At 69.9% G+C, this 22607-nt stretch carries 16 protein-coding genes; 6 read left to right on the forward strand and 10 right to left on the reverse strand.

Annotated elements, in window-relative coordinates; translation table 11 throughout:
- Positions 1-25: 25 nt before the first annotated feature.
- Together LQK89_RS14790 and LQK89_RS14795 are read right to left on the reverse strand one after the other, a co-directional pair.
- Positions 26-1495, reverse strand: coding sequence for an ABC transporter substrate-binding protein (locus tag LQK89_RS14790; RefSeq protein WP_231049554.1), 1470 nt, complete (start codon positions 1493-1495; stop codon positions 26-28).
- Positions 1492-4272, reverse strand: a complete 2781-nt coding sequence (locus LQK89_RS14795; RefSeq protein WP_231049555.1) for a hypothetical protein — start codon at positions 4270-4272, stop codon at positions 1492-1494. The genes LQK89_RS14790 and LQK89_RS14795 overlap by 4 nt, the downstream gene beginning before the upstream one ends.
- A gap of 262 nt (positions 4273-4534) precedes the next feature.
- On the opposite strand from LQK89_RS14795, the gene LQK89_RS14800 reads away from it, so the two are divergent.
- A complete protein-coding gene (locus LQK89_RS14800) occupies positions 4535-5500 on the forward strand; it encodes a hypothetical protein (protein WP_231049556.1) in 966 nt (321 codons plus the stop codon).
- Positions 5501-5590: 90 nt separating this feature from the next.
- Here LQK89_RS14800 and LQK89_RS14805 read toward each other — a convergent pair whose 3' ends face one another.
- The 8 genes from LQK89_RS14805 to LQK89_RS14840 all read right to left on the reverse strand — a co-directional run bounded on the left by LQK89_RS14805 (position 5591) and on the right by LQK89_RS14840 (position 15641).
- On the reverse strand, positions 5591-6313 hold the full coding sequence (locus LQK89_RS14805) for a hypothetical protein (RefSeq protein ID WP_231049557.1): 723 nt from the start codon (positions 6311-6313) through the stop codon (positions 5591-5593).
- A 92-nt stretch (positions 6314-6405) separates the two neighbouring features.
- Positions 6406-6792: a hypothetical protein gene (locus LQK89_RS14810; protein ID WP_231049558.1), complete on the reverse strand. Its 387-nt coding sequence runs from the start codon at positions 6790-6792 to the stop codon at positions 6406-6408.
- 1075 nt (positions 6793-7867) lie between these two features.
- Positions 7868-8158, reverse strand: a complete 291-nt coding sequence (locus LQK89_RS14815) for a hypothetical protein (protein WP_231049559.1) — start codon at positions 8156-8158, stop codon at positions 7868-7870.
- On the reverse strand, positions 8151-8582 hold the full coding sequence (locus LQK89_RS14820; RefSeq protein WP_231049560.1) for a hypothetical protein: 432 nt from the start codon (positions 8580-8582) through the stop codon (positions 8151-8153). Before LQK89_RS14820 ends, LQK89_RS14815 begins: the two co-directional genes overlap by 8 nt.
- A 325-nt stretch (positions 8583-8907) precedes the next feature.
- Positions 8908-9360: a hypothetical protein gene (locus LQK89_RS14825; protein ID WP_231049561.1), complete on the reverse strand. Its 453-nt coding sequence runs from the start codon at positions 9358-9360 to the stop codon at positions 8908-8910.
- 114 nt (positions 9361-9474) lie between these two features.
- A complete protein-coding gene (locus LQK89_RS14830) occupies positions 9475-9906 on the reverse strand; it encodes a hypothetical protein (RefSeq protein WP_144804009.1) in 432 nt (143 codons plus the stop codon).
- 23 nt (positions 9907-9929) lie between these two features.
- Positions 9930-15230, reverse strand: coding sequence for a DUF6531 domain-containing protein (locus LQK89_RS14835; RefSeq protein WP_231049562.1), 5301 nt, complete (start codon positions 15228-15230; stop codon positions 9930-9932).
- Positions 15231-15359: 129 nt separating this feature from the next.
- On the reverse strand, positions 15360-15641 hold the full coding sequence (locus LQK89_RS14840) for a hypothetical protein (RefSeq protein ID WP_058740961.1): 282 nt from the start codon (positions 15639-15641) through the stop codon (positions 15360-15362).
- Between the two features lie 263 nt (positions 15642-15904).
- Between LQK89_RS14840 and LQK89_RS14845 the strand changes: the two genes are divergently transcribed.
- The 5 genes from LQK89_RS14845 (at position 15905) to pstA (ending at position 22602) form a co-directional block, all read left to right on the forward strand.
- Entirely contained in the window at positions 15905-18070 is a 2166-nt protein-coding gene (locus LQK89_RS14845; RefSeq protein WP_058740962.1) for an RNA degradosome polyphosphate kinase, read from the forward strand.
- Positions 18067-19014 carry an NUDIX hydrolase gene (locus LQK89_RS14850; protein ID WP_174777423.1) on the forward strand — a complete coding sequence of 316 codons (948 nt, stop codon included), beginning with the start codon at positions 18067-18069 and terminating at the stop codon, positions 19012-19014. Before LQK89_RS14845 ends, LQK89_RS14850 begins: the two co-directional genes overlap by 4 nt.
- Before the next feature lie 302 nt (positions 19015-19316).
- Positions 19317-20429 (forward strand): phosphate ABC transporter substrate-binding protein PstS, encoded by a 1113-nt coding sequence (locus LQK89_RS14855; protein WP_058740964.1) that lies wholly within the window; start codon positions 19317-19319, stop codon positions 20427-20429.
- Between the two features lie 126 nt (positions 20430-20555).
- Entirely contained in the window at positions 20556-21503 is a 948-nt protein-coding gene (gene pstC / locus LQK89_RS14860; protein WP_058740965.1) for a phosphate ABC transporter permease subunit PstC, read from the forward strand.
- A 13-nt stretch (positions 21504-21516) separates the two neighbouring features.
- A complete protein-coding gene (pstA, locus tag LQK89_RS14865) occupies positions 21517-22602 on the forward strand; it encodes a phosphate ABC transporter permease PstA (protein ID WP_058740966.1) in 1086 nt (361 codons plus the stop codon).
- Positions 22603-22607: the final 5 nt, after the last annotated feature.

Here is a 22607-nt window from a genome sequence, read left to right on the forward strand (position 1 = left end):
GGTGGTCAGCGCTTCGCGGTGGCGGTCAGCGCTCCGTGTCGTCGGCGAACCAGACGAGGGACGGCGATCCGCTGGCGTCCGCGGAGTCGTCCGAGGCCGCCGGTCGGAGGCCGAGGTCCTGCGCGGACGACGCGAGCACCGAGGCCGGGCTGCGCATCGCCTCGTGCGTGCGGAACACCAGATCGGGTCCGGCGAGCCCGTCACTGCCGGAGAGGTCGAGGGTCGCGAGCGCGTCGGCGACCGCGGACGGCTCGTCGCTCCGGGCCGTCCCGACCGCGCGGACCAGGGCGATGACGGCGTCGTGGCTCCGGGCGTCCGCGACGGGAGCCACGGACGAGAACGGCCGGTCGCCGGTGAGGTTCTTCGCGTCGGCGTCGTCCGCGAGGACCCGGAGACCGCCGAGGAAGGCGGACATCGACCGACCGGTGGCGTCCGGGTGGAGGGCACGGGCGTCGTCCGTCTCGACCCCGACCGTCCGGAAGCCGCCGCTCAGGCTGCCGCCGGCCTGGGTCAGCGCGGCCGCGAAGGTCGGGCTCGTGGCGTCCGCGGTGAGGATGATCGGGGCGGTGACGTCCGCGGACTGGAGCGCCGCGACGAGGGCACCCTGTCGTGCCGCAGGGCCGCTGAGCACGACGGCGTCGGAGTCCGCGGCGACCGGGGCATCGGCGCCGGAACCGGTCGTGGTGTCGGCGGTCTGCGCGGCGACACCCGTGCGCTCGGCGATCGTGGTCGCGAGCGCGGCGGTGTCGGCGTCGCGGACCGCATCGACGACGTGCGCGACCTGCAGGCCGGAGGGTGCTCCGCCCCCGAGGTCGACCAGCAGCGGGGACTTCGCGGAGCCGAGTGCCGAGCGCATCGCGGACGCCGTGGAGTCCGTCGAGGGCGCCGTCGACCAGGCGTCGTCCGAGCCGGCCGCGTACGGGGCGACGACCGGGATCCCGGCCGACGACGCAGCCGCGAACGCGCCGTCCACGTGGCGACCGGAAGAGGCGACGACGATGCCCGCGACGCCCTGCTTCGCGAGCGCCTCGACCGCGGCACGTGCGCCGTCGGTCGAACCGGCGTCGTCCTGCGCCACGAGCTGGACCGTCGTGCCACCGAGCTGCAGCCGTCGCTGGGCGACGAGGGCACCCTGCGCGGCATCGGCCCACTCGGAGCCCTCGCCGTCGCCGAGGGTCACGACGACGCCGATCTTCGTGCCGTCGGGGACGTGGGCGACCCGGACCGGTACGGGCGCGGTGGCAGCGACGGCCTCGGCCGGGGTCTCAGCGGCGGAGCGCACGGCGACGACGGCGATCACCACGGCGGCGACGACGAGGACCGCGAGCACCACGAGGAGGATCGTCCGCCGACGGCGTCGCGTCGTGCGGTCGTTCGTCGGCTGTTCGGCGCCGGACTGCTCGGCGCCGGACGGTTCGGCGCCGGACGGTTCGGCAGACTGCAGTTCCGGTGCTGGCTGCTGTCCCGGTGCCGGTTGCTCGGTCGTGCGGCTCATCGGTCGGCTCCGATCCGGAAGGCGTAGAGCGTCGTGGCGGTCGCGCCCGACGGCACGTCGAGCCGGAACGCCGGGAGCTTGGCGGCCGCGTCGAGCGACGACCGGAACTGCTGCTGCTGGAGCAGGATGCCGGCGACGTCCTCGGCGCGGACGTTCGCGTAGCCGGCCGCGTTCTGCGACGCCAGGGCGAGCTGGTAGTCGGCGGAGTCGGACTTGGCGGCGCTCGTCGCCATGGCGCCGAGGATGCCGGAGCCGTTGACCTTGCGGTCGCCGAGGTCGAGCATCACGCGGTTGAGGTCACCCGTCAGCAGCGTGCTGGCGCCCTGGACGTCCCGGACCGACGCACTCGTGCTCGCGTCGATGCGCTGGAGGCTCGCGGCCGTCTGGCTGTCCACCGCGGACGCCAGGCTGCTGCTCTGCTGTTCGAGCGCGCCCTTCTGCTCGTCGATGGTGCCCTTCGAGTCGCTCGTGACCTCGCCCGAGGTCGTGCGGAGTCCGGCGATCGACTGGTCGAACGCCTGCTCGACGGCCTGCTGGCTCTGCCCGGCGGTGTCGCTGACGTTCCGGACCTGCTCGTCGACCAGGGACTCGATCTGATCCTTGAGCCTGCCCTCGGACTCTGCGGCCGCATCGCGCAGCTTCTGCTCGACGTCGTCCTGTGCTGTCTTGAGATCCTCGAGGTCCCCGCCGACCGTGTTGGCCCGCGCCCGTGCCTCGCTGATGCTCGTACGCAGCCGTTCGAGTTGCTGCTCGGCCCCACCCGAGCCCGACCCAGCATCCGCGACCGCATCGATCGCCGTCTGGATGCTGTCCAGCGACTGACCGAGTGCGGGGACGGAGGCACTCAGCCCTCCGGCCGCCGCGTCGCTCCCGGTCTCGTCGATGATCGCCTGCCAAGCATCGGCCTGTCCCGCGAGGCGAACGGACATGGGCTGCGGGAACGGGATCGGCGACGTGAGGGGTGTGGTCGAGCCGTCTGCGTTCGGGCAGGACTGGGTCGACAAGTAGCGTACGAGGTCGTTCGCCTGCTCCGGCGTCAGACCGGACGTCGGCGGAGTCAGCACCGGCGACGGAGATTCGTCCGTCACGAGACCGCAGATCTTCGCCACCAGTGCCGCGTTCTGCGCCTGCATCGTCCCGCTCAGCGTGAAGTCGCCAGGAGCTCCGATGAGCGCTCTGGCAGCGGATGCCTTGTCGTGGACGCTCTGGACATCAGCTCGGACCGTGTCGAGCGAGGTCCTGGTGCCGGCAAGCGAAGTCCGAAGGTCGCGGAGCGATGTCTGCAGCGATCCGGAGGTGGAACCGGCCTGATCCACCAACGCGTCGAGCGATGCTTCAAAGGCTCGGAACTTCTCGACAGCTTCGGCCGCTTTCTCCGGCTCGAGGCTGTCAGCGAGGGCCGCACCCTGCGTTGCCAACAGTGCGACCGTCGACGTCACCGACTGCGCGGAGAGGAAGAGCGCGCAGGTCAACGAACCACGATCCTCCTGGCTGGCGCAGCTCGTCGCGTCCGGGGCAGCCGGTCCGACGGACGCGGCCAACTGCGTGCTCACCTGCTGCTTGCAGAGCTCGCTCGCCTGCGCGTAGCCCTCGAGCTGGGAGGAGACGCGCAACAGGTTGCCGTAGACGCTGGTGGAAGCGTGCCCGGCTTGCACGGTGGACTTGCAACCGTCCTCGTCGAGCACCGGTGCGGGCGCCCTGCCGGAGGTGTCGCCGAGCAGCGCGTCGAGGCTGCTCGTCGTCTGCTGGAGTTGCTGCAGCACGGTCGACTGCGTCGTCTGCACCGTCGCGCCGAGGTCCCCGTTGAGCGAGCCGAGCTCGCCCGCGAGCGACTGCATCGTGCTCGCGAGGGACGCGCTGCTCTCCTGCAGGCGTTCCGCGGTGCGCACACCGAGCGTCTGGGAGGTGGACTCGAGGTTCGTCCGCACCTCGGTGATGGTCCCGCCGGCTCGGGCCAGGACCTCGTTCACCTGCGCGATGAGGTCGATGGTCCGGCGCTGCAGCGCGAGTTCCGAGTCCGTCTGCGAGCCGAACGCCCCGTTCAGCACGCCCTCCGTCGACAGGTCGGTGGTCAGCCCGGGCTGGGCGGCGACGTCGAACGCGGGGGCCGAGAAGTCCTTGACGTCGGCGACGAGGTGGAGCGTGCTGCTCGCGCCCGAGGTCGGCGGTGCGAGGAGCCGCCCCCACTGCACCACGGCGTCGCCGTCGGCGTTCGTGCTGACCACGCCGTCGGTCGCGGCACCGCCGTCGACCCCCTGGGTCACGATGCGGTCCGGCGCGACACCCGGCAGGACGGTCGACGCGGCGACGGAGAACGGGGCGCCGACCAGAGCGGGGGTCGTACGGGAGGACCCCGCGACGTCGTAGGTCAGGTTCTGGGACCGGACCGTGAGGTTCTCGATCGTGAGGTCGACCTCGACCCGGCCGGAGTAGCCGTCGAGGTCCGACAGGTCGGTCCCGGAGCGTTTGGTCGTCGTGTACTGCGTCGTGATGCGGAGGGGCAGGTCGCCCGCCGCCTTTGCGACGTCGTGGTCGGTGGTCGTCGACGAGGACCCGTCCGCTCCGACCGCGATCGTCGTGTCCGAGATGGCGCGGACCGAGCCGTTCGGGGTGAGCGTCGTGTCGACGGTCTGCAGCAGCCGGGACGGATCGTCGACCTGCCGTTGGTCGGCGGTGCACCCGGCCAACGTCAGCGCGACGACGGCCGACACCGCGACCACCCCGGCCAGCCGACCACCCGGTCGTGCTCCGGTTCCCCCGGCGCGCGTCAGTTCCACGATCGTCCCCCTCAAGAATCGACAGCGCGTCCGATGCTAGTCGCTGAAATACCGTGAGGGTTCGTCCATCCACAGGTCACAGCACCCCCGTTCGGGCCACAGCACCGCGATGTCCGGTTTGACGGATCCCGTGGAATTGATACTCTGCACTTCGTTGATGGGGGGAACGCCGAGTGCTCCAAGCGCTCGGAGTTGCACGATCGGATGACCAGTCCACCCTCACGAGCGGTTGACTGGTCATCCGATCACAGGGGGAACGAACATGTGGATCTCAGTCGTGTCCGTCGGCATCGCGTTCGTCGCGGCGATCGGCATCACGTGGGGCGTGACGAGCGCGACGCGTCGGAGCGACCGGCGTCGGCGAGCCCGCGGCGAGAAGCTGCCGACCGAGGGCGGCGCGCTCGTCACCGTGCGCTTGCGCCGTTGGCAGTGGCTGGTGATCCGCGTCCTGGCGATCGTGCTGCTCGTCGTCGGCGGGCTGTTGGGCGTCGTGGTGATCGGACTCGCCGCCGAGGGCGCCCCGCTCTCGATGGTCGTCGTGGCGGTGGTCTTCGTCCTCGCCGGCACCGGCGGCATCGTGCTCGCGAGCTCGATGCGGCGGACCCGGATCCTGGCGATGGAGGACCACCTGTTGGTCCGGCAGGGACTGCACGAGGAGCGCCGGGTCGACCTGCGCGAGATCGCCACCCTGGCGCCGCTCGCGAACCAGTACGGCGGGGTCCAGGGGCGCTCGGCAGACGGACGACGGCTGTTCCACGTGATGGGACTGGCGCGGGGGTACGCGGAACTCGACGCGTACCTGCAGGAGCGGGTCGTGCGCGACAGCGCTCCCGCCCCCGCGGCGTTCGGGCCGGACACCCTCCCGGTCCCGCCGTGGCGCGGCGTCTCGGCCAGCGCCGACTGGACGAACGTCCCGCTCAGCCAAGGGGATCGTCCGCGTCCGGTCATCCGACTGTTCATCGGTGGGGACGCGGTCGTGCTGCACACCTCGGACGTCCGGGCGCTCGTCGACGGCCGGCAGGCGGTGGCCGAGTCCGACTCGCAGCCGCTCGCGTTCCTCGCGAGCCCCGCGCTCGTCGACCCGACGTCGCTCAGGGGTCGACAGGTGGCTGGTCTGCCGCCGGAAAGCCTCGTCCTCCTCCGCGATGCGCAGGAGGTACCGACAGCAGTACTTCGCGACGCTGATGCCCGCACGTTCCGGAAGTGGGTCAGCGGTCTTCCGCGCTGACCATCGGAGGCTGTCCAGCGAGTACCGGCCTGGAGGCACGGTGCGGTCCGCGCGGGCACCGTTTGCGACGCGCGAACGACGCTGCGCGCTTCACGGAAGCGAGGGGCGGACGGACATCACGGCTTGCCCACGCAAGGTTCCTGCCGGCCCGGCGACACTCCTCCCGCCGTGGAACTCCCGAGCGATGGACGACGCTTCACGTGCGTCGACGAGCAGGCCACGGGCCACCGGTGCGGAGACGTCCCCCATCGCGGTCTCGGCCCGATCGTCGTCGTCGACTTCTGCGCCGAGCGGAACTCCCCAGCGGGATTCGTCACCTGAGTCCTCGGTTCGGAACACGATGATGCCGGTCGCAGCGTCGCCACAGATATCCAGCTCCCGCGCTCCGTCATGCATGATGACGAGCGTTCGGTCCCGGCCGTCGAGCGCTCGGACCTTGGCCTCGACCTGCTCGAGAGTCGGGTCGCGTTCCTCGTAGTGCCGCCCACGAACCCACCAGTGGAGGACCGGCCGCTCCGCGACGCCGCTTGCGGGCAGCCCACGGTCCTGGACCCGACGCACCAGGGCGCCCAGCACCCAGCCGGCGACGATGCCCGGGAACCAGACCCGGACGGAGATCTGCGCGCCATCGAGCACGAACCGCGTGAGGACCGGGCCAAGGAAGAAGAGGAGGACCATGCCCGCGATCGCCCGACCCGAACCGATGAACGCGAGCACGCCCGCTCCTGCCACAGCAATGGCGAGGTTGAGCAGGACGACCGACAGACTCACCTGCGAGAGCCCGAGCACGAAGGCCGCACCGACGGCGATCACGACGAGCAGGATGTTGCCCGTGATCGAACCGCTGGTCAGGGGACGGTAGACGCGCGCTCTCTACTTCACCGCACCACCCGAACGGCGGGTTCTCACTCGTGCTCCCTGATCTCCGAGAAGCCCTGCGCAAGGACCGGCTCTCCGAGGAGATGGAGGACGGACCTCAGCTCGAAGGACCCCGCTCCGACCCGGAACGACCACCTTTCCTGCGTCCCGAGACGCTCTGCAAGCTGCTGCTTGTTCCCGCCGGTGACCCCTCGACGGATCGTTAGCGATCCGCAGTCGGGTGAGTCGACGGTGATCTGGTCGAACAGGGTTCCGGACCCTCGGCCTGAAGTGGATCCGCCGACCTCCGGCTCCGCGGCAGTGACGAGGCAGTCCACGCGGATGACATGAGACCTGTCGTACGCCTTGAGTCCCTGGTTCCAGGTGAACACGAGGATCGTGAACAAGGCGGCGGCACCGAGGAGACCGAACACGAGCCTGTTCCGATTCTTCGGGGGTCGCGACTGCGGTTCAGGTGCTGGCAAGGCGGTACTCCGTTCCGTGCTCAGGACGCTCTGTTCGGCGGACCTCGCGGCTCCTCCTGGGATCAGCAGCAGGCGCCGCGCCGAGGACGCCTCCGCTGCATCGGCTTCTTCCGCGGTCACTTCGCCACCACGGCCACTCGGGCCTCGCGAGCAACAGACCCGTCAATGCCGGGAAGAGCCACGCGAACTGGTACGAGTGCCCACGGCCAGCCAGTGCGGAGAACGTGATGAGGCCGGCGAGGAGGACGAGCATCGTGACTCCGCGAGCGCCTCGGCGACGACTCCGCCCACCCACCAAACCCAGCAGGACAGCTACTGACGCGACACCAGTAGCGACGAGGGCGTTCGATCGACTCATGATCACGGTCGCCCAGAATGCCGCGACCAGCAGGGCGAGGATGAGCAGCGAGAAGTACCCCAGGAGGAGCTTCCGGTCGAGCGCCCGATCGGGTCTCCGATCGACCCTGTTCCTGTCCACGGCTCTCCGCACGATCATCGACCTCCTGGGCGCCTGCGGCCGCGCTTCGGGTCCACCGCGGAAGCGCGCGCAACCACCCGTTCCCTGATACCCGACCCGATGATGACCCCTGCGAACGAGGTGAGCAGCCAAGCCCACCGCGTGCCAGCGAGTCGCGGCGGCGCACCCACGAGCAGCACGAACACGACGACGACCACCAGCAGTCCCACGACGGAGAACGACCGTCGTCGACCGCTCCGCGCCCACCAGCCGATCCCCACGCTGTACAGGGCCGCCGCCGAGGACGCCAAGACCAGTCCGAACGGCATCGGCTGGTGTTTCAGGCTCGAGGTCCGCCACCACGCGATCGCGAGACAGACAAGAGCCGCGAGGACATCGAGGAACAAGGGCCGGGGTCGCGGGGTACGCGGGGTCATCCTCCACGTCCGTTCTTCTGCGGGTTCGTGACTGTTTCGCACCCGCCGGTCATGAGCCGTCGGACGACCACATCGAAGAGTCCGTGACGGCCGAGGGCCGATGAGACCTCCTTGCCCGGCAGGATCACCCTCACGGCTCGACCTCGTAGGCGTACGCAGTCGGCGACTCCCCGAACACTGCGGTCAGCGCGCGCATGTCGTACGACACGCCGCCAATGGTGAACCGAACGCGATCAGCAGCGGAGAGCTCTTCAGCGATCCTGTCAGCGTTGAACCGATTGACTCCGTCCTGGAGCGGGACCTCACGATCAGCGACCGCGCCGTGCACCAGGGCTCTTTCCGAGGCGAGCACCGCTAGCCGTACCTGCTCATCTTCGATCAATGGGACGTCGTGACGTAGGACGTGTCCGGGCTCAGTCATGGGGCTGAACTTCAATGGACTGATTGATCATCCGAAGCTGATCTCTGAAACGATAAGATGCCGCACCAACGACGAACTCGTATTCGCGCCCGGATTGAAATTTCTCTGCAATCTTCGGCGCATTGCCCGAGGTCACGTGTCTTCGGATGAACAGCGTTCCGCAATCAGGGGAGTCGATGCGCACTTGATTGTATGTAGCCCCTACCCCTCGGACCGATCGAGACGAACCATCACCCGATATCGCCGAACGCACCAGGCAATGCACCGTGATCGGGTGTGAAGAATCGTAGGCCTTCAGACTGATCGGAGCCACGAGAATCACCAAGATGACGAGGGCTGCCCCTAGCAACCAGGATCCGAAGATGATCCTTCTTGCGCGCATCGATCCTCTTGACGGTGCTCCTGTGCCCTTGCTCTCGATCACACGCAATCGCACGCCAGTCCCGAATCCCTGGGCCACGGACTGAACATGGCCATCAATGGCATTCGGCTACCCATCGGAGTTCATGCCGTAGTCGACGGCACCGGTCTTTGCGCCGGAAGCCACCGATGCCGAGGCAGCTCTTCCTGTTGACAAGAAGACCGTCGGACAAATTCGCCGGACAACAGAATTTGCAGCTCTCCCGTCGAGGGAAGCGAGCTCGGACAGGCCCGCCGCCGCGATGACGCCGACTCCGCTGACTCCGCTGACTCCGCTGACTATTGATGCGTCCACCCCGACCTGCTTCCAGTTCACTTCAAGGTTCACCTCACGCTCGGAAAAAGGAACCAACGACGGGAGTAATCTTGAAGAACTTCAGGAATCCACGTAGTTCGAACGAGCCGCCACCGACCGAGAAGCGGTAGCGTTCGCCCGCTACGACTTCCCCCGCGATGCGGGTCATGTTCGCGCGCGTGACGCCGTCCTGGTACAGCAGATTCCCACAGGAGGTCTTGAATGCGACCTGCACCTCCGCTCCACCAGCGCCCTTCGTCGAGCGCGAGGATGAGATTTCACCGACAGCGGAGTCGACACGGCACGTCACGTCGATCGAGTGCCCATCATCGTATGTACCGAGGATGGTCGGACCGAAGCCGAATACCAGCACCGGCACCCCGACCACGCCGAGAAGGATGAGGACTGCGATCAGCCGGTCCCGCGCAATCTGACCTGGCGTCTTCTTGGCAGCGCTGCTCTTCGTCGCGGCCGTGTTGCTGGGCATGGTTCCTCACCCTCTGTGCGCGCCGCCCGCAGGGACGACATCCGGACCTTCGGCTCCCCGCTGACGCGACTCCACGTCGACCGAGAGCTGATGGGATGTCCCTGTCCGGCGGACTCACCCGCGTGGTTCGACCTCGTAGGCGTACGCAGTCGGCGACACCCCGAACACAGCGGTCACCGCGCGCATGTCGTACGACGCGGCGCCGACAGTGAACCGAACGCGATCAGCACCGGAGAGCTCTCCAGCGATCCTGTCAGCGTTGAACCGATTGACTCCGTCCTGCAGCAGGATCTTGCCGCATTGATCGGTCACGACGACCACCTGTGACCCCGACGCTCCGCCGCCCTTGAGGGACCCGCTCGACTCCGAACCGGTGGTTGCGCTTCGGATCCCACAAGAGACCGACATCCGATGACCGTCGTCGTAGACCTTCATACCGAGCGGGATGACGAAGAACAACAGGGCCGGGATGACGATGACGAGCAACAGGATGGCGATCGCGACTACTCGTTTCCTTCGCGTCACGACTGGTTTCCCATCGGCCATGTTCGGAACGTACCTCCTTGCGCTCACCATCTCCGATGAACACCGACTGTGGGACCGTCCCCACCTTGCGCCGCGCCCGTACCGAAGGTCTGGACCAGGTTCTCGATCGACGTGTCGCCACCTGGGCGAATTGCCTCGTTGACGGTGGCGCTGATCCCGCCGACGCCCATCGACACGAGGTTGCCGACAGTCTCCTTGCCGAGCGGCGAGGTGACGCCGAGCCCCTCGGCAAGAGGCCCTGCGGCCCGACCCACCGCGAGGCTCGATGCTGCGCCGGTCCCGAAGCCTGTCGCGCCAGCTGTGGCGAATCCGAGCAGGTTCTTGTCGCGGATCTCGTCGTTCACCGCGTAGTCGCCGATGTTGTTGACCGCGCCCGAAGTGCCGGAGGCGATGGCGCCCCGGCCAGCCGAAGAGAACACCTGCGAAGCAACCCCGCGTGCTCCCGACCCGAATGCGACTGAAGCGGCTGGGGCCGCCTTCGCGAGGCCGATCGCGGCGCCTCCGCCTGCGGCACCTGCTGCTCCGCCGATCAGCGTGTCGAGGCCGACCTTGCCCCAGTCGACGCGCCCGTCGTCGCCGCGGTTCTTCTTGATCGACAGGCCGCCCGCGAGCGCTGCTCCCGAGCCAGCAGCCACGGCCAGTGCGACGACCGGCCCGAGCGGAGTGAACATCGCGCCCACGGCGAGTACCACTCCGACGCCGATGGCGATGTTCGAGATGACCTCGGAGTGCTCGTCAGCCCAGTCCCGCAGGTTCGCGAGCGCACCCTGGTTCGCATCCCGGTACGCCTGCAGGTCCGCATCCGTCGCCGGCCGCAGCCCGAGCGGGTCCACCGCGTGCACGGGGTCGTTCCCGACGTAGGAGTACGGGTTCGCCGCCCACGCTGCCCCGAGCACGGGCGCGAGCGGGTCGGTCGACAGGAAGCCCCGCGCCACGGGGTCGTACACCCGCGCTCCGAGCCACTCGAGTCCAGCGATGGACACGCCGCCGTCCGCGGTGAGCCCGACGCCTGCGGGGAGCCCCGACCCGCCGACCGCTGCGAGCACCGCCCACGGGTCGTCGGCAGCGGTGGCCCGCGCGCTGCGCCACCCCACGGTCGTCCAGGCATCGTCGATGGCGACGACCCCGCCCGGCATGTCCAGGACGCTCGTGCCGCCGAGCGAGACGATCCCCGGCACGCTCGCCGCGGAGTCCCACCACGCCTCGGCACCGCCGACGTCGGCCAGCTCGCCGAGGCCGTCCGTCCAGACGTCTACCCGACCGGTCTCGGCGTAGGTGGGGTCGCGCTCGACGACCGCGGCGAGCGTCCCGAGGTCGGACCACGCGTACTCCACCGTCGAGCCGTCGGGGTCGGTCCGCCGGATGCGTCGACCGAGTTCGTCGTAGCGGTACTCGGTGCGGGCACCGTCCTGTTCGGAGGCGACGAGCTCGCCGGCAAGGTCGTACGAGAAGCGCGTCTCGACCCCGTCGACCACCTGGCGGACCAGTCGGCCGGCCTCGTACTCCCAGCGTGCGTCACCGGCGGCGACGAGCTGGCCCGCGGCGTCGTACCGGTGCTCCACCCGCCCGTCCGGGCCGTCGACGGCGGTGATGCGGCCGTCGGCGTCCCGCTCGGTGCGGGTCGTCGTGACGCCCTCGGGCGAGGTCGCGGTGTGGGCGACGAGCACGCCGCGGTCGTACGACCACGACTGCACGAGCTCACCGGTGACCGCCTCGACGATCCGACCCGCGGCGTCGTGTCGGAAGGTCGCGGCTCCGAGCCCGTCGCGCTCGAGCGCGGTCGTCCGACCGACCGCGTCGCGGACCCATGTGGTCCGGCGGCCGGACGGGTCGACACGGGCGACCCGGTGCCCGTCGGCGTCGTACTCCCACCGGATCGCGGCCCCACCGCGACTGCGGCGGACGAGGAGCCCGCGCCGGTCGTACTCGAGCTCGTGGTCGACGGTGCGACCAGCGCCTCGCGTGTGGTCAGTGACCACGACGGTGCGGGCGACCGGGTCACGGTCGACCTCGGTCTGCAGCTGACCGTCGACCAGCACCTGGTGCTCGTGTCCCGCTGCATCGTACGTCCAGGCGGTCGTCCGCCCGTCCGGGTCGGTCTGCTCGACCCGCCGGCCCGCGGCGTCACGACGGACGCTGGTGCGCCGGCCGAGCGGATCGGTGACCGCGACGAGGCGGTCGGCCTCGTCGTACTCGCGCCGGGTGACGCCTCCGGCCGGGTCGGTCGTCGCGATGACCCGACCGCGCTCGTCGTACTCGTGGTGGGTGACCCCGCCGAGCCCGTCGACCACCTCGGTGACCTGACCCGCGGCGTCGTAGCGGAACCGGCGCCGACCGAAGCGTGCGTCGTGGGCCGAGACGAGCCTCCCGGCCGTGTCCCAACGGAACCGGCTCGTCCCCGCTCCGGGTGTCGTCTGCTCGACCACGCGCCCCACCGGGTCGTACGCGGTCCGAGCGACCTCGCCGGTGGGGAGTGTCCGCGCGACGACCCGGGAGTCGGCGTCGTAGGTCAGCGTGGTGCGCGCACCGGTGGCGTCCACGGCGGCCGACGGGCGCCCGCAGGCGTCGTACTCGTACGTCGTGCGCGCGCCGGACGGCGCGACGACCGCGGTGACGCGGCCGGCGAGGTCGCGCTCGATCCGCGTCAGCCCGCCCTCTCCGTCGACGAGCTCCACCGGGCGTCCGGCCGCGTCGTAGGTGACGAGTTCGGATCCGGCGTCCGGACTGGTCGACTCGACGGGGCGCCCGAACGCGTCGAAGCGCACGGTCGTCGTCGAGAACGCGTCCTGCAGCTTGGCGACACCGGCGGCGGGGTCCCGGCTCACGTCCTGACGGACGCCCGTCGGGTCGACGGTCGCGGTCAGGACGCCGTTCGCGTCGTACTCGCGCCTCCAGGTCGCTCCCGTCGGATCGGTGACGGCCTGGAGGCGCGACAACGCGTCGTGCGCGAACGTCCAGACCGCGTCACCCGGCAGGGCGAGGGTCGCCAGGTTGCCCTGGTCGTCGAAGGTGCGGACGACCCGGCGACCGAGCGGGTCCGTGGTCGCGTGGAGCTCGCCGTCGGGGCCGTACTCGAACGCGGTGCGCCCGCCGAGGGGATCGGTGACCGCCGAGATGCGTCCACCGGTCGCGTGCTCGAAGCGCCAGACCGCGCCGTCCGGGTCACGGCGCTCGACCAGCAGTCCGGCGGCGTCGTGGCGGTACTCGGTGCGGGCCCCCGACGGGCTGGTCGCCACGGTCGGACGCCCGGCGGCGTCGCGGTCGATGCGGGCCGTGTCGCCGAGGGCGTTCGTGGTGGCGACGAGTTCGCCGTGCTCGTCGTGCTCGAGGACGAGGACCACGCCGGTCGGGTCGACCACCCGCGTCAGCACACCGTCCGACCAGGTCAGCTCGGTGCGGCCCCCGACGGGGTCCGTGATGACGGACGGGTCCCGGTCGTCGCCGCGGTACTCGTACGTGACGACGCCGCCGGACTCGGCGACGACGGTCGTGGTCCGGTCCTGGTCGTCGTGTCCGTAGGTGAGGTCGCCGCCGGTCGGGGTGACCGTCCGGGTCCGACGCCCACGCTCGTCGTAGGCGTGGACGGTGACCGACCCGTCCCGCTCGGTGACGGAGACGAGGTTCCCGTGCCGGTCGTAGCTCATCGACTGCCGGTGGTCGTCGGAGTCGAGCACGCCGACGAGCCGGCCCCTGGTGTCCGCGATGTAGGAGTTCGACCGCGAGCCGTCGTGGTCGGAGACGACGGTCACCCGGCCGGGCAGGTAGGCGAAGCGGACGGCGCGACCGTGCGGGCTCACCTGCTCGACGACGCGGCGGCGCTCGTCGTAGGTGTTGTCGACCTCGACGACCCCGGCGGCACTCGTGACGGTCAGGACGAGGTCGTGGTCGTCCCACCCGTAGCGGCGTGTGCCCACAGAGTCGGTGACCGCGACGAGTCGCCCACGGTCGTCGTACGAGTACTCGACCCGGCGCCCGTCGGAGCTCCGCACCACGGCGACCCGGCCAGCCAGGTACTCGACGTCGATCGACCGTCCGCGGTCGTGGACGAGTCGGCTGATGAGCCCGTCGGCGTCGCGCTCGACCAGGACACCGGTCCCGGGACCGCAGCGCTCGCCCAGCCAGAGGCCGGACGGCGTGAAGTCGATGCGCCCGCCACGGTTGTCGCGGACCACGAGCCGGTCGCCCTCGACCGCGAGCCACCGGTTCTCACCGACGCCGCGCTCCCAGCCGTCCGATGCCCGCGGGAACCGGATCTGCCGCCCGTCCGCGCCGACGAAGGACGCCCCCTCGTCGTCGAGTTCGAGTCGGGTCTCGAGGACCGAGGCCCAACCGGGGCCGAACAGCCCGACGTGCTCGTCGAGCGAGTTGTACATGCGGGTGAGGGCGAGCGAAGCGCTCGCGCCGGTGAAGCCGAGGTCGGTCTCCGGTTCGACGAAGTTGCCGGTCGTCGTGTTCACGGGGTCCATCGAGTAGCCGGTGGTCGGCTGGGCGCCGTAGGCGGAGGGCGGGTCGAACTGCACGTCCGACCGGGTCGCCGAGACGCCAGCCGCCTGCAGTGCTGCGGCGAGCGCCGAGTCCGCGACGCTCGACACCGCGCCTTCGCCACCGGCAGCGGCGAAGGCGTCGGCGATCGTGGTGGCCCACGTCACGTCCTGGCTGTTCGCCTGCAACCACTGGTCGAACGCGGTGACGAGCCCGGTGGCGTCGATCCGCCCCCAGGAGCAGCGGTCCGCGAAGTCGGCGAGCTTGCCGCGGAGCATCGCGGGCTTGCCCTCGAGGGCCTGGTCGAGTCCCCGGCTCCCGTCGGCGAACGAGCGGAGGTCGGCTGGTCGGGCGGAGGACGTGCCACCACCGCCACCGCCACCGGAGCCGGGCGCCGGGGTCTGCCGCGGGGTCGCGGGGCCGGTCGCGTCGGCGAACCGGGGCGGGTCCTCGTGGTGGACCTCCGGCGGCTGGTCGTTGCCGGTGACCCAGTCCGCGACGACCTCGCCGACCCAGCGGTTCTCGTGGTGCTCGTACCAGTCGCGGGCCGTCTTGCGTCGGGCGTTCTCGCGCTCCGCGGCGGCCTTCATCTGGCCCACCCAGCCGGCCACGGTGCGCAGGTTCGCGGCGATGGCGGAGCCGTCGCTCCTGGCGGTCTGGGCGTTCGCGGCGAAGAGCTCGGAGAAGTGGCCGCGGAACTCTTGGGAGGCGGTGCTGACGTACGCCTGGCGGCTGCCGGCCTGCCCCTCGATCGACTCCGCCGCACCGTTCAGCGCCTGGCTCAGCGCGTCGGCCGTGCCGTTGTCGAACTCGACCGGTTCGTTGCCGTGCAGGTCGCCCATGATCCGTCCCCCGATGGTGATCGTGCTGGTCGTGCTGTGCTGGTGGAGCAGGTCGAGCTCCGTCCGCGGCCCACCCCGGACCGCGGACGCCCGGTCCGCCGAGGTGGCGGACCGGGCGTCGAGTGGTGGCTACGCGCCGCCGCCCGCGGTGAAGATGTCCTGCGAGATCTTGTCGAGCTGGGTGCGGAGCTGCTCGAGCTCCGTCTTGGCCTTGTCCAGCGCCGCCTTCGTCTCGGGCCAGGTCGAACCGCGGAACGTCGAGGCGAGCGGGCCGTCCCAGACGTTCGAGTCCGACAGGATGCGGCCCTGGGCGTCGAGCTGCGAGATCTGGTCGGTGAACCCGCCGTTCACGATCGACTGGATCTGGCGGATGGCGGACTTGGCCTGCTCGGTGGAGAGCACACGCGACATGGTGAACCTCTTTCGTTTCGTAGCTGCACCCCCGCGCAGTGGAATCCCCCCGGAGGCTCTGACGCGGCCCACCATACCCACGAACACCCGACAATGTCACCGTTCGTATTTCGTGACGTTTCCTCCCCCCGTTCGGGGGTCGAGCGATGCTCACTCTTTGGAGCGTTCCCGACACTCCTCCACAGGGCCGTCGTTCACGCCCGGTTTCCCCAGCGTCCACCGCCCCGCTCCCCCGCGGAGACCCCGGGTGGCAGGATGGCGACATGGACACCGAACCGCAGCTCGACGGCGACTCCGTCGCTCCCGACCTCGACGACTTCGACGAGGTCGTCGAGATCGAGCACGAGTCGCTGCCGTCGGACCGCTACTTCGATCGCGAGCTCAGCTGGCTCCGGTTCAACCAGCGCGTGCTCGAGCTGGGCGAGGACCGGACGCAGCCCCTGCTCGAACGGGCGAACTTCCTGGCGATCTTCGCGTCCAACCTCGACGAGTTCTTCATGGTCCGGGTCGCCGGCCTGAAGCGTCGCATCGACACCGGCATCGCGGTGCCGACGAACGTCGGTCGTGCGCCGAGCGACGTCCTGCGCGACATCGCCAAGAAGGCGCACGAGCTGCAGGACCGGCACGCCGACGCGTTCATCAACTCGCTCAAGCCGGACCTGGACGCCGCGGGCATCCACGTCGAGCACTGGTCCGACCTCGACGAGGCCGATCGGCTCCGCATGCGCGAGTACTTCAACGAGCAGATCTTCCCGGTGCTCATGCCGCTCGCGGTCGACCCGGCGCACCCCTTCCCCTACATCTCCGGGCTGTCGCTCAACCTCGCGGTGCGCGTGCGCAACCCGAAGTCGCAGCGGCAAGAGTTCGCGCGCCTCAAGGTCCCGCAGAACTTCTCGCGCTTCATCGCCCTGCCCGACGACGGCAGCGGGCGGATGCGGTTCATCCCCCTCGAAGACCTCATCGCGAACCACCTCGACGATCTGTTCCCGGGGATGGAGGTCCTCGAGCACCACGTCTTCCGCGTGACGCGGAACGAGGACGTCGAGATCGAGGAGGACGAGGCCGAGAACCTCATCCAGGCACTCGAGCGCGAGCTCCTCCGCCGCCGCTTCGGTCCGCCCATCCGTCTCGAGATCACCGAGGACATGGACCCGGTGACCCTCGACCTGCTCGTGCGCGAGCTCGACATCACCGAGCAAGAGGTCTACCGACTGCCGTCGCCGCTCGACCTCGGCGGCCTGTTCGAGATCGCGAAGATCAGCCGGCCGGACCTGCACTACCCCAAGCACGTGCCGACGACCCCGGTGCAGTTCCAGCCAGGCGAACCGAACACCAAGCCCGACCTGTTCCGCGCGATCGGCTCCCGCGACGTGCTCGTGCACCACCCGTACGAGTCCTTCGCCACGAGCGTGCAGGCGTTCCTGGAGCAGGCCGCGGCGGACCCGAACGTCCTCGCCATCAAGCAGACGCTCTACCGCACGTCCGGCGACAGCCCCATCGTCGAGGCCCTGATCGACGCGGCCGCCGCGGGCAAGCAGGTCCTCGCCCTCGTCGAGATCAAGGCGCGGTTCGACGAGCAGAACAACATCGGCTGGGCGCGGAAGCTCGAGAAGGCCGGCGTGCACGTCGTGTACGGCCTGGTCGGGCTCAAGACGCACTCGAAGCTCGTGCTCGTGATCCGGCAGGAGGGCGGCACGCTCCGCCACTACAGCCACATCGGGACGGGCAACTACAACCCGAAGACCTCGCGCATCTACGAGGACATGGGTCTGTTCACCGCGGACGACACCGTCGGCAAGGACCTCACGCGTCTGTTCAACGAGCTGTCGGGCTACGCGATCGAGAAGAAGTTCAAGCGGCTCCTCGTCGCGCCGCTGCACCTGCGGAAGGGCCTGGTGAAGCGGATCCAGGCCGAGGCCGACAACGCCGCGGCCGGCAAGCCCTCCGGCATCCGGATCAAGGTCAACTCGATGGTCGACGAGCAGGTCATCGACGCGCTCTACCTCGCCAGCCAGGCCGGTGTCCCGATCGACGTCTGGGTCCGCGGCATCTGCTCGCTCAAGCCCGGGATCGAGGGCGTCAGCGAGACGATCCGCGTCCGGAGCGTCGTGGGGCGGTACCTCGAGCACTCGCGGGCGTTCGCGTTCCACAACGACGGCGACCCGGTGGTCTTCATCGGCTCGGCCGACATGATGCACCGCAACCTCGACCGCCGCGTCGAGGCCCTGGTGCGCCTGTCCGACCCGGCGCACGTGGCCGAGGTGCAGGAGATGTTCGACCTGGCGATGGCCGAGACGACGAGCTCGTGGCACCTCGAGTCCGACGGCGAGTGGACGCGGCACTCCACCGACCCGGACGGCCGCCCACTCGACGACGTGCAGAATGTCCTCATGCGGAAGATCTCGGCCCGGAAGCGCTCGGCTCGGTGAGCGGCGGCCCCACGGGGCCCGTCGTCGCGGCGGGCGCGGTCGTCTGGCGTGAGCACCGGGGCGTCCCGCTCGTGCTGCTCGTGCACCGCGACCACCACCACGACGTCTCCTTCGCCAAGGGCAAGGTCGACCCGGGTGAGAGCGTCCCGACGACGGCAGTCCGCGAGATCGAGGAGGAGACCGGCTACCGCGTGCACCTCGGCGCTCCCCTGGGCACCGCGGAGTACGTCCTGCCGAGCGGTCGCGACAAGGTCGTGCACTACTGGTCGGCCCGGGTCTCCGGCAAGGAGTACGACCGCGCCGGCACGTTCCGTCCGAACGACGAGGTCGCGGCGATCGAGTGGGTCACGATCGACCAGGCCCGCTCGCGGCTGACCTACGAACGCGACGTCGCTATCCTCGACCGCTTCGCCGACCGCGTGGCGGCCGGCGAACACCGGACGTTCGCCCTCATCGCCCTCCGGCACGCCAAGACCGTCCCGGGTTCGGACTGGGACGGCCCCGACGCCACCCGACCGCTGCTGCCCGTCGGCCGGAACCAGGCGCGGGCCGCCGCGGCACCCGTCGCGGCGTTCGGGCCGAAGAAGATCGTCAGCAGCACGGCTGCCCGGTGCCTCGCGACCGTGGAGCCGCTGTCCGCCCGCACGAAGGTGGGCGTCTCGGCGACCCCGGACATCAGCCAGGACGCCCACGACCGCGGCGCCGCGGACGTCAAGGGCGTGGTGCGTCGACGCCTCGAGAAGGCGAAGTCGACCGTGCTCTGCTCGCACGGCCCCGTCCTGCCGGACATCATCGCGCGCATCGCCGCGTCGACCGCGGGCGAGGACCGTCGGTTCGACCTCCGCCGTGCCGCGATGCTGTCGGTCGGCGACTTCGCCGTGATGCACATCGCGGGCGACCGACTCGTGGCCGTCGAGACGCACCGCAACACCGTCCCGGCCTGACGACGAGTCGGCGCAGCGACCAGCGCCGACCACCCACCCACGCGACGCCCGTGGCGGCCGCACCCCGCGCCTCCAGGCCGATGCATGCGCATGCGTCCACCCCACGCACGCCGACCCCGATCCTGCACCCGACGCGCGAGCGCCGCACGGCGCCCCGTCGGACACAACCCCTCGTTCACCTCCCGTTCACCAGCGGTCGTGATCCCCGTCACCTCGCGTCCCTACAGTCGCTCCCGGGTCAGCACCGGCCCCCGGGACCAGCAGCGGTCCCAACCTGCACTGACATTCCCGAAGGGACCCCTGTGAACATCAAGCGAATCGGCACGGTCGCGGCGATCGCGGTCGTCGGCGCCGTCGCGCTGTCCTCCTGCGCCTCGAACGAAGGCGGCGCGGGCGCTGGAGCCTCCGCTACGTCGAGCTCCGGCACGGACTACTCGTCGCTCAAGGGCACGCTGACCGGCTCGGGCTCGTCGGCACAGCAGACCGCCGAGGCCACCTGGGCCGCCGGCTTCCAGAACGTCGCCTCCGGCGTCACGGTGAACTACTCGCCGGACGGCTCCGGCGCCGGCCGCAAGAACTTCATCTCGGGTGCCGCCGACTTCGCCGGCTCCGACGCCGCGCTGAAGGACGAGGAGCTCTCGGGCTCGTTCGCCAAGTGCGCCGCGGACTCGAAGGCCATCGACATCCCGGTCTACATCTCCCCGATCGCCATCGCCTACAAGGTCGAGGGCGTCAAGGAGCTGACGCTCGACGCGAAGACCATCGCGGGCATCTTCTCCGGCAAGATCACCAAGTGGAACGCCTCCGAGATCGCCGACCTGAACAAGGGCGTCGACCTGCCGGACGCGAACATCACCGTGATCCACCGCTCGGACGACTCCGGCACCACGCAGAACTTCTCGGAGTACGTCTCCGCGAACGCGTCGGACGTCTGGACCGAGGCCCCCAGCCAGACCTTCCCCTACCAGGTCGGCGACAGCGCGAAGGGCACCTCGGGTGTGGCCTCGGCCATGGCGAGCGCCTCGAACGCGATCACCTACATCGACGACTCGGGCGCGGGTGACCTCGACAAGGCCAAGCTCATGGTCGGCTCGACGGCCACCGAGATCTCGGCCGAGGGTGCTGCGAAGGTCGTCGCCGACTCCGACACGGTGTCGGGCCGCTCGGAGAACGACCTCGCGATCAACATCAACCGCAAGGACACCGCCGAGGGTGCGTGGCCGCTGGTCCTCGTCTCCTACGCGATCGCCTGCCAGGAGTACAAGGACGCCGACACCGGCAAGCTCGTGAAGGGCTACCTGGACTACGTCGTCTCGAAGGACGCGCAGGACGCGGCCGCGAAGGAGGCCAAGTCGGCCGCCCTCTCGTCCGACCTGGCGGAGAAGGCCGCGAAGGCCGTCGCCACCATCAAGTAGCACTCCCTGAGCGCCCGGACGCCGATCCCACCCACCTCGATCGGCGTCCGGGCACTCGCCCGTCACGGCAGCACCTCCCCACCTCCCCGCTCCCCCGATCCCGGGTGATCCTCCGACAGGAGTCCCATGACGACCGCACCGGCCCAGCCAGGGGCCACCGTCTCCCCCAAGCCGAAGGCCGTCGTCCGCGTCGGCGACCGGGTCTTCTCCGCCGCCTCCGTCATCGCGGGCAGCCTGATCCTCTTCGTTCTCGTGCTCGTCGCCGCCTTCCTGGTCTGGCAGAGCATCCCCGCCTTCAGCGCCAAGGTCGGCCAGCTGCCGAACAACGCGACGAGCTTCTGGGACTACGTCGGTCCGCTCGTCTTCGGCACCGTCTGGTCCGCGCTCATCGCGCTCGTGATCTCCGTGCCGCTCGCGCTCGGGATCGCCCTCTTCATCTCGCACTACGCGCCGCGTCGGGTCGCGCCGGTCCTCGGCTACGTCATCGACCTGCTCGCCGCGGTCCCGTCGGTCGTCTACGGCCTGTGGGGCATCGTGGTGCTGGCGCCGTTCGTGAAGCCCTTCTACGCGTTCCTCAACGAGTACCTCGGCTGGTTCCCGCTGTTCTCCGGCCAGGTGTCCGGCACCGGCCGCACGATCCTGACCGCCTCGATCGTGCTCGCCGTGATGGCGATCCCGATCATGACCGCCGTGATGCGTGAGATCTTCCTGCAGGCACCGCGCCTCAACGAGGAGGCCGCCCTGGCCCTCGGCGCCACGCGCTGGGAGATGATCCGCCTGTCGGTGCTGCCGTTCGCGAAGTCCGGCATCGTCTCGGCGATCATGCTCGGCCTCGGCCGCGCCCTCGGCGAGACCATGGCGATCGCCCTCGTGCTCTCCGTCTCGACGAACGTCACCTTCCAGATGCTGACCTCGCTGAACCCCTCGACGATCGCCGCGAACATCGCGCTGCAGTTCGCCGAGGCCTCGGGCACGGCCCTGAACGCGCTCATCGCGTCCGGCCTGATCCTCTTCGTCATCACCCTGGTCATCAACATGCTGGCGCGCTACATCGTGCGCAAGCGGGTCTCCTGAGAGGTCACGCCCGATGTCCCTCGCCCTCCGTCAGTCCGGCATGGCCGGCAACGTCTACGCCAACGGCAAGCTGCACAAGTCGGTCCCGTGGCTCCTGCTCGTCGGCTCCTGGGTCGCCCTGATCCTGGTCTTCGCGCTCCTCAACGCCGGCGGCGCCGTCAAGGACTTCAACGTCGTCGCGGCGCTGTTCCTCGGCACGGTCCTGTTCGACGTGCTCATCGTCGTCGTCTCCCGCATCGTCGAGGGTGGCCGACAGGCCGTCGACCGCCTCATCACCTCGCTCGTCGTCACAGCCTTCGTGATCGCGGTGCTGCCGCTCGTGTCGCTGCTCTGGACGGTCCTGGCGGACGGCCTGGCACGCTTCGACGCGCAGTTCTTCTCGTACTCGATGCGCGGCGTGATCTCCGAGGGCGGCGGCGCCGTCCACGCCCTGGTCGGCACGCTCGAGATCACGCTGTTCGCGGCGCTCATCTCGGTCCCGATCGGTCTGCTCACGTCGATCTACCTGGTCGAGTACGGCAAGGGCGCCCTCGCCCGCGGCATCACGTTCTTCGTGGACGTCATGACGGGCATCCCGTCCATCGTCGCCGGTCTGTTCGCCTACTCGCTGTTCGCGCTGTTCCTCGGCCCCGGCGCCCGCTTCGGTCTCGTCGGCTCGGTCGCGCTGAGCGTCCTGATGATCCCGATCGTCGTGCGCTCCACGGAGGAGGTCCTGAAGATCGTCCCGATGGAGCTCCGCGAGGCCTCGTACGCGCTCGGCGTCCCGAAGTACCTGACGATCCTCAAGGTCGTGCTCCCCACGAGCCTCGCCGGTATCACGACGGGCATCATGCTCTCGATCGCCCGCGTCATCGGCGAGACGGCCCCGCTGCTCGTCACCGCCGGGTTCACCGCGAGCATGAACTACGACCTGTTCCGCGACCCGATGATGACGCTGCCGGTGTTCGCGTACACGCAGTACTCGCAGCAGGGCGCCAACCCGGTGCCGTTCGTCGACCGGGCATGGACCGCGGCGCTGCTGCTCATCCTGATCGTGATGGTGCTCAACCTGCTGGCCCGCTTCATCACCCGCCTCTTCGCTCCCAAGCTCCCCCGCTAGCCCGA

The sequence above is a fragment of the Curtobacterium sp. C1 genome (genome assembly GCF_021049325.1).
Classification (GTDB): Bacteria; Actinomycetota; Actinomycetes; order Actinomycetales; family Microbacteriaceae; genus Curtobacterium; species Curtobacterium citreum.